The 7020-nt window shown below is 46.6% G+C and carries 12 protein-coding genes and 1 pseudogene; 10 read left to right on the plus strand and 3 right to left on the minus strand.

Annotated elements, in window-relative coordinates; translation table 11 throughout:
• Window positions 1–116: 116 nt before the first annotated feature.
• Both C1720_RS12365 and C1720_RS14675 read right to left on the minus strand, forming a co-directional pair.
• The gene (locus C1720_RS12365) at window positions 117–476 is read right to left on the minus strand and encodes a transposase (protein WP_369406083.1); all 360 of its coding nucleotides are present in this window, start codon (window positions 474–476) and stop codon (window positions 117–119) included.
• Window positions 407–589, minus strand: a pseudogene (locus tag C1720_RS14675) (transposase); the annotation flags it as partial. The pseudogene C1720_RS14675 and the gene C1720_RS12365, both read right to left, overlap by 70 nt.
• A 283-nt stretch (window positions 590–872) precedes the next feature.
• Here C1720_RS14675 and C1720_RS13430 point away from each other — a divergent pair.
• Window positions 873–1379, plus strand: coding sequence for a hypothetical protein (locus tag C1720_RS13430; protein WP_146007048.1), 507 nt, complete (start codon window positions 873–875; stop codon window positions 1377–1379).
• Between the two features lie 104 nt (window positions 1380–1483).
• Here the strand turns inward: C1720_RS13430 and C1720_RS12370 are convergent, their stop codons facing one another.
• Window positions 1484–1840: a hypothetical protein gene (locus C1720_RS12370; RefSeq protein ID WP_102284403.1), complete on the minus strand. Its 357-nt coding sequence runs from the start codon at window positions 1838–1840 to the stop codon at window positions 1484–1486.
• Between C1720_RS12370 and C1720_RS12375 the strand changes: the two genes are divergently transcribed.
• From C1720_RS12375 to C1720_RS12400, 9 genes are all read left to right on the plus strand, one after another.
• A complete protein-coding gene (locus C1720_RS12375) occupies window positions 1839–2183 on the plus strand; it encodes a PoNe immunity protein domain-containing protein (protein WP_102284404.1) in 345 nt (114 codons plus the stop codon). The genes C1720_RS12370 and C1720_RS12375 overlap by 2 nt on opposite strands.
• Window positions 2184–2960: 777 nt before the next feature.
• Complete coding sequence (locus C1720_RS13435; RefSeq protein WP_146007049.1) at window positions 2961–3263, plus strand: hypothetical protein; 303 nt, start codon at window positions 2961–2963, stop codon at window positions 3261–3263.
• A gap of 265 nt (window positions 3264–3528) precedes the next feature.
• Complete coding sequence (locus C1720_RS13440) at window positions 3529–3861, plus strand: hypothetical protein (RefSeq protein WP_146007050.1); 333 nt, start codon at window positions 3529–3531, stop codon at window positions 3859–3861.
• A gap of 76 nt (window positions 3862–3937) precedes the next feature.
• Entirely contained in the window at window positions 3938–4198 is a 261-nt protein-coding gene (locus C1720_RS12385; protein WP_146007051.1) for a hypothetical protein, read from the plus strand.
• 29 nt (window positions 4199–4227) lie between these two features.
• Window positions 4228–4989, plus strand: a complete 762-nt coding sequence (locus C1720_RS12390) for a PoNe immunity protein domain-containing protein (protein WP_102284407.1) — start codon at window positions 4228–4230, stop codon at window positions 4987–4989.
• A gap of 292 nt (window positions 4990–5281) precedes the next feature.
• The gene (locus C1720_RS13445) at window positions 5282–5476 is read left to right on the plus strand and encodes a hypothetical protein (protein ID WP_146007052.1); all 195 of its coding nucleotides are present in this window, start codon (window positions 5282–5284) and stop codon (window positions 5474–5476) included.
• A gap of 10 nt (window positions 5477–5486) precedes the next feature.
• On the plus strand, window positions 5487–5918 hold the full coding sequence (locus C1720_RS12395; RefSeq protein WP_102284408.1) for a hypothetical protein: 432 nt from the start codon (window positions 5487–5489) through the stop codon (window positions 5916–5918).
• Between the two features lie 418 nt (window positions 5919–6336).
• Complete coding sequence (locus C1720_RS13450) at window positions 6337–6600, plus strand: hypothetical protein (RefSeq protein WP_146007053.1); 264 nt, start codon at window positions 6337–6339, stop codon at window positions 6598–6600.
• A 196-nt stretch (window positions 6601–6796) separates the two neighbouring features.
• Window positions 6797–7020: PoNe immunity protein domain-containing protein (locus tag C1720_RS12400; RefSeq protein WP_233199977.1), on the plus strand; the 224-nt coding region annotated here is incomplete at its 3' end.

A 7020-nucleotide genomic window follows, 5' to 3' on the forward strand; every position in this document is an offset into this window, starting at 1 on the left:
ATGACCTCGTAGTCCTTGGAGAGCCTGCGAGATTGACTCAGCCAGGCAGAGGTTCTCTCCACAATCCAGCGCTTGGGCAGCGCCTCAAAAACATGCCTCTGGCGACGCTTGATCACCTACATGTTCCAACCAAACATGCTCAGCGCCCAATTGATCAGACTGCCCATGTAGCCGCCATCGGCAAAGATGATTTTGAAGCAATCAAGGCGCAAGAACAGCCGCACCAGCAAAGCCCTGGCTCTCCCCCGATCCTGAATGCCTGTCGAATGCATCACCACGACCAGCAGCAGCCCCATCGTGTCTACGGCTATGTAGCGCTTGCGCCCTTTGACTCTTTTGCCTGCGTCATATCCGCGCTGCCCCTTTTGGGACGGTCTTAAATGATTGGGAGTCAATGATGGTCGCGCTAAGGCCCAACTCGCCTGCCTGCCTTGGCGCGTACCTGCTGGCACAGCAGCGCCAGCAGCACATCCCACGCAAAGGTGTTGCAGACCTGTTTCCAGGGCAGGTAGTCCTTGGGTAGCACTCGCCACTGACAGCCGGTGGCTTGCGCATGGAAGATAGCGTTGATCATGTCCCGGGCGCTGCGCTGGCGGGCCCCCTCTTGTTCATTTCAGCAAAGTGTTTGGCCAGCACTTGCCATTGCGCATTGGTCATGTCGCATGGGTACATGGAGGATTTTGCTATTAGTTGGGGTTTGAGGACGGTTTCTAAGTCTCTAAGAGTGGCCTCGGAGCAAAGACAATATCTTGTGGACATTAGAATGACCAAAGAATTGGGAGATAATACGATAAACGAGCGCTAGCAGAATATCATCTAAGGGGGATAAATGTATCATTAGAAAATTTTGCAGCTTGCCATATGGAAGTTTGATGCAGAAGAAACAGGGGTTAAGTATGTTGTTTCCCAAAAATCCGAAAGTTATTCCCGGTCTCTGGGAAAGCGTGAAATCACAGATGATCAGAAATAAAATGTTATTCCTGATCAGAGACGGTATGCCCTGCTATCCACTGGAAAGTGGAATCATGAGTGAAACAGAGGCAGAAGCCTGGATAGAGAAGCTTAAAAAACTACCAGTTGTTAGATTTAGTTCTAATCGCGGAATAACTATGTCACCTCATTTTGCATGCAATCTCGATGATTCGGGCATAAGGATGGTCGAACTGGTCACATTCCCATTTGATGGAGGATGGGAAAATCTGGCTGAATTACAGAAAACACTTTCTATCTCCACTCTTGCATTGTTGTATGAGAAGAACGCAGCAAAAGATATTGTAATCCCCATTCATCTGCCTTCTTGGAGTATGGATGGCATTAACGTGCAAGAAGTCCAAGATGGATTATTATTCAGAAAGGTCATGATGCAAACGAATGGATGATGACAATGTTTTTTATAGTCCTACTGATTTTTCAATATTCAGCTTAGGGAAACCATGATCCGAGATAAAACAAAAATATTTCATATTTTGACAGATATATTAATTTAACTTAAGATAATATTAAAAAATATCTGACGGCTATCGAGACGCACCCGAATATAGAGGGCCGTCTTGGCGTTGCGCATATGCTCAGTAATGATGCATTGGCCAACTGCATTTATCGATTTAGCCGTAGCGACAAGATAGAAGACATTCGCAACAACGTCTTGCTCTGGATTCAGGTCAAGGAAATTCAAAAGCGCGTTATAGCCAATACTCTTACTGAATTCAAAAAAACATGTGTGCTTTATCAGAGTATAATGCTGGATATAATCTATGACGCACTGACCATGATGGCATTCAGTGTGGCCCTGCATTTCACGCCTGAAGAAACCCGGCGGCTTCTGGACGCCATAGGCCATGCGGGAAAGGATGCGGCTGATGGACGAGGCGGCCCGCGCCTTGGGCGATGTGAACCGCCCTGTAGCCAGCGAATGCGCGTTTCCGAGGGTCTATGCGCCGCTGCTGGAAGTCTGGCGTTCGGCGGCTGATCTGCGTGAAGCCCGGTTGCGGGAATACGCCGCCAGCTGGAAAAAGAAAATCTCGCCCATTTACTGGTCCAACAGCCTGAAAGGGGCCGAGGGCACTTATTTTGGCTGCTGGTGCTTTGACATTGCTCTGGCGGTCATGCTGCTGGATATTCCAGACGCGGCCTTGAGAAAAAGCGCGTATTACCCGGCTGATTTGGTGGATGCGACGCGATAGGTGGATAACCTAAAAAATCTGTATAGCATCAAGGATTTTCCAGTACCATTTCCAATACTCACCAGTGGCTGCGCAGCCAAGCAGGGGGAGAAGGAGATGCGTTATTAGTCAGGCGGCTGTGGCATCTGTCGGGACTGGGTAGATGTGAAGGCGAACGCTGCGACATAGTACCGTAATATTCAAAATTCTTCCAGATCAATGGGGCGGCAGCTCGGGCCTGCGTCTTTGGCGCAGTCAGGGACAGCAGGATTGAAATCAGCGTCTGTTAGCCAACCTAATAATGTGCCAAGAAAAATAATTAATGGAGTTGTCCTCGGAAAGGTTGAACCCGTAATTTTGGCTCAATCAGGAATATCTGGTCTATCTCTGCCGCGTTCACCAGAGTTATGGCGTGTCTCAACAATTTCTGAATTGCTAAAAACAGGATACATTCCAGGAACAGATGGAGTTATACTGGATCAAAGCGGAGATCTTATTTAATGATCTATGGCAGCTGACTGAAAAAACAGGAGTTGAATTTACGTTGACGCGTGAAAATGGACGCTACATTCTCAGAAGCGGGTCCCCAATTTCTGTGCCGATACCGCCAAATGCGCGTCCTATAGCACATACGCATCCTCTGGATCGTGATGGAGTTAACAACCCCTTGCCGTCTAGAGCAGATATTAATGTATTAAATCGTTATTGGAAGCAACATCCGAACGAGCCGCGCCCTGTTTCCCAAATCATCATCGGCCCCGATGAAACTACGCGATTTTGGGCAACCGGCCAAGAAGAATGGAAGACAAAAAGGAAAGAAAGATGGAAGAAAAGATAAAACGGCATTTATTGGCCTATGCTCCTTTGGAGGACTTTTATGTATTGTCTCCGCCATCAGGAGATGACAAGAATAGTCTAGTTGGTTTCTTCAGCAAAGGAGACCCTTTTCTTCTGGTCATAGACGATGATGAAATAGCGGAGCATGCGATAGATTTCCTCTTGAAAAATGGAGTGAAAGTTCTTTTCAGTGCCGAAGAATTGTCTGAATATGGAAAGAACAGACAGGTTTCACGCGATCATCAAAATGAACGTAGTCGTTAAATAATTATGGACTGTGTTATTGCCAAGAATTGGCACAGTTCTATTCGATTCGGAGACTGTGCGGATGGATATTCCAGGCGCTGTGCGTCGGCTCGATGAATAAAACAAGCAAAGCAGAGCGTATCACGCCTTGCTTCTGGCGAAGCTTGTTTTTATTTGGGCATGTATCTAAAATCGGACTAGGACTAATTTTTGGAAATATTATAAGACCTATTTGCATCGAAGATTTCAAATTTGAAAGAAGCTGTCGGAGAGTGATTGCCATATGAAATTTATCAAAAGCGGCGATGCCTGCAAAGCAGTCCATATGAGCGGGCCAACGCATAATTATCTTGAGCTGGTTTTTTCTGATATTCCCGTGAATGATGTGGAAATATCAGTCCTCAGATTGAAAGCGGATGAAATAAAGCGGCTTGATGAAAATGAGGTTGCGCGGCAGGTAAAAGCTGGTGTTGAATTTGCCTGCCAGCGCGTAGGGCTGAAATATTTCGTCAGGCGTATTGCCTTTGTCTCCAGTGATTCGCCACCGGAAAACAACTACTTTGCTCTGGCTCAGGCAATAGTGGAGCGATTGCATCACAAAAAGGAAGATTTTTGAGATTCAGAAGATGGGTCATGTATTTATCATTCGGGTTCATGTCCGGAGAATGGAAAACTCCATTATGCCGGACAGCATGAGCGATGCCTACGCCAGTTGCTATGCTGCATCGGCCAATTACGAGGAGGCCGTCAAAAAGGTGCTGGAAAAGCTGATATCCGATAGCCTCTACCCCGTCGAGATATTGACGCCTATCGCGATGCTTGAGGCAAGTGACTGGGATGTTCATGTCAAGGAACAATGGGGAATCTATGCGGGCGAAATGCCGGACCAAGATGAATTCATGAAGCGAATGAATGATGGCAATGTCGTTTATGGCCCTTTCGGAGGATACTGATTTTCTCCAAGGTTCAGTTCAGAGAAACCATGACCCGGGATAAAAACAAGGATGTTGTCTATTTCGACAAATACATCGGCCTGATTGACGCCGCCATAGAAAAGCGATTGGCAGATGTTGAAACATTTCCGAATATCGAGGGGCGGATTGGCCGGGCATTCACACTTGTGAATGATGCCTTCATCAGTTGCATATACCGGTTCAGCCGGGGCGACAGACTGGAAGAGATGCGCGGCAGCATCCTGCTCTGGATTCAGGCAAAGGAAATCCAGAAACGCGTCATGGCCAATAGTCCCATCGAATTCAAGAAGACATGCGATCTTTATGCGCGAATAACGCTGGATGCAGTCTATGACGCACTGACCATGATGACATTCAGTGTGGCCCTGCATTTCACGCCAGAAGAAACCCGGCGGCTTCTGGACGCCATAGGCCATGCGGGCAAAGATGCCCTGATGGACGAGGCGGCCCGCGCCTTGGGAGATGTGAACCGCCCTGTGGCCAGCGAATGCGTGTTTCCGAAGGTCTATGCGCCGCTGCTGGAAGTCTGGCGCTCGGCGGCTGATCAGCGTGAAGCGCGGTTGCGGGAATACGCCGCCAGCTGGAAAAAGAAAATCTCGCCCATTTACTGGTCCAACAGTCTGAAAGGGGCCGAGGGCGCTTATTTTGGCTACTGGTGCTTTGATATTGCCCTGGCGGTCATGCTGCTGGATATTCCAGACGCGGCCTTGAGAAAAAGCGCGTATTACCCGGCTGATCTGATGGATGCGGCGCGGCAGGCCGCGCCTTGATCGTGGCATGCGCGGCTTTCATGCAAGGGATATATCAGGGGAATCCGGTTTGGGAGTGATCTTCGAAAACGCCATCAGCCTTGTTTATCAGAAATACTGCCAATGATGCCACGGTTTTGACCTGTTGCTTATGGGAGAAAGTTTTTCAATAAAGAGATATTTACTAAAGACCTTGACTTACGTGGTACAGGCGCTGATCTTGTTCGTATCAGGTCAAAATAACGATAGCATCTATATCGCTACGTCCACTTCCAGAGAAGTTGTCGGAGATTTTACATAATTAGGCGGCCACGTGTATAAGATTGATCCCCGTAGACTACATGGTATTGATATAAATGCTTCATTGGGCGAGCCATCAGTGTTTCCAACTGAAGAAGGGGTTGCGATTGTTGGACGAATACCTTCTGAAAATATTATCAATACCAGAGGGGTGTTGCAAAATGGTTCGTTGGGCGATATTATGAAAGGCCCAAGCTATCAGAAATAGGAGTGTAATTATGCATGATTCAGACATCAGTCAGGAGATGATTGATGAAGCAAAGAGAAATCCGAATGGATGGGTTTATAAGATCGATTGCAAATATCCTGATGGAGATAATATTCCCCCAGAAGCTATTGAAGGAGCATGGAGAGTCAATGAATCCGGAGAGATTTTTGAAGATTTTGTCAAGAACGATAGTTACCGGCCTATTGAAAAATCAAGAAGAATACTTCCAAAATTTATGCGTATGAAACATCCTAGTCAGGCTCATCATTGGATGATAGAGTTTGATCTAAGATGTCTTCACCTTTTTCCCAAAATACCTAAAGAGGCGTATGTTGGCTACTGGTTAATTGGTGACGATGGCGCTCCCAATGGATACTTCAGACCAACATCCACATATGATCCGGAAGCTGTTACCAAGATTCTGGAATCCATTAAATACTGAAGCGCAAATGGCTTGCAGGTTGTAATTTTTTGAATTATGTATACTGATTTCAATCAGATAGCGTCATAATTGACAAAAGATGATAGACACGATTTTAATGTAGCAAATGTATAATATAAAGCCGCTTAGCAATAATTCCTAATTGCAAGTTTATTGCTTGCAGGAAGCAACAAGAAAGCGTACGGGTACTGTTTAAAAAAGCAATGATTAATGCTTTGATAATTGATTTTATAGCATTCTAAAACTCGAGAGATCTGATCTATGCGGGCGTGTGCTTAGTTTCGCCGCCCGCCTGTTTTAAATAATGAAACAGAAACGGATCTAATATTAAGGTTTCTTGAGATGACTGCGATGGCTCAAATAATAGTATCCTTTATTATCCAGATGCGTTGAAACCGTGGGGTTTCAGGGTTGACTGATGCTGAAACAAAGTGAAATCACATTGCTCAAATTCATCCGTGCCAACGATGGGAAATTGAATTTTTACACCTTGGATAGAACTGCATGGTTGCATGGAGGATGGCGTCATCTGGATGAGCGCCATGTATTTGATATTGCCTGTTCATTAACTGAGAGAGGATATATACGCACAGAAAAACAAGCAGACAAGTTAAATCCGGTTTATTGGATAACGGATATAGGGGTTCGTGCATTGCAAGAATACGCCGAAAGTAAACCGTAATTTTATGCAAAGCAATATAACCGTGTTGTCTATCGTCACAAAAATAGGATTGGCCTGCTTTCTGTTGATGAACACAACCGATATTTCTTATTAGAAGAAACCCAGATGCACGGCGGCTTCTGGAGGCCATAGGCCATGCGGGCAAAGATGCGCTGATGGACGAGGCGGCCCGCGCGCTGGGCAATGTGAATCGCCTGTGGCCTGCGAATGCGCATTTCCGAAGGTCTATGCGCCGCTGCTGGAAGTCTGGCGCTCGGCGGCTGATCAGCGTGAAGCGCGGTTGCGGGAATACGCCGCCAGCTGGAAAAAGAAAATCTCGCCCATTTACTGGTCCAACAGTCTGAAAGGGGCCGAGGGCGCTTATTTTGGCTACTGGTGTTTTGATATTGCCCTGGCGGTCATGCTGCTGGATATTCCAGA

The organism is Ottowia massiliensis, assembly GCF_900240305.1.
GTDB lineage: Bacteria > Pseudomonadota > Gammaproteobacteria > Burkholderiales > Burkholderiaceae_C > Ottowia > Ottowia massiliensis.

Coding starts and splice junctions, on each gene's coding strand:
- C1720_RS12390 (WP_102284407.1), top strand. CDS start 4,228: ATGACCCGGGATAAAAACAAGGATGTTGTCTATTTCGACAAATACATC.
- C1720_RS13430 (WP_146007048.1), top strand. CDS start 873: ATGCAGAAGAAACAGGGGTTAAGTATGTTGTTTCCCAAAAATCCGAAA.
- C1720_RS13450 (WP_146007053.1), top strand. CDS start 6,337: ATGCTGAAACAAAGTGAAATCACATTGCTCAAATTCATCCGTGCCAAC.
- C1720_RS12385 (WP_146007051.1), top strand. CDS start 3,938: ATGAGCGATGCCTACGCCAGTTGCTATGCTGCATCGGCCAATTACGAG.
- C1720_RS13440 (WP_146007050.1), top strand. CDS start 3,529: ATGAAATTTATCAAAAGCGGCGATGCCTGCAAAGCAGTCCATATGAGC.
- C1720_RS12370 (WP_102284403.1), bottom strand. CDS start 1,840: ATGGCCTATGGCGTCCAGAAGCCGCCGGGTTTCTTCAGGCGTGAAATG.
- C1720_RS13435 (WP_146007049.1), top strand. CDS start 2,961: ATGGAAGACAAAAAGGAAAGAAAGATGGAAGAAAAGATAAAACGGCAT.
- C1720_RS12395 (WP_102284408.1), top strand. CDS start 5,487: ATGCATGATTCAGACATCAGTCAGGAGATGATTGATGAAGCAAAGAGA.
- C1720_RS12375 (WP_102284404.1), top strand. CDS start 1,839: ATGCGGGAAAGGATGCGGCTGATGGACGAGGCGGCCCGCGCCTTGGGC.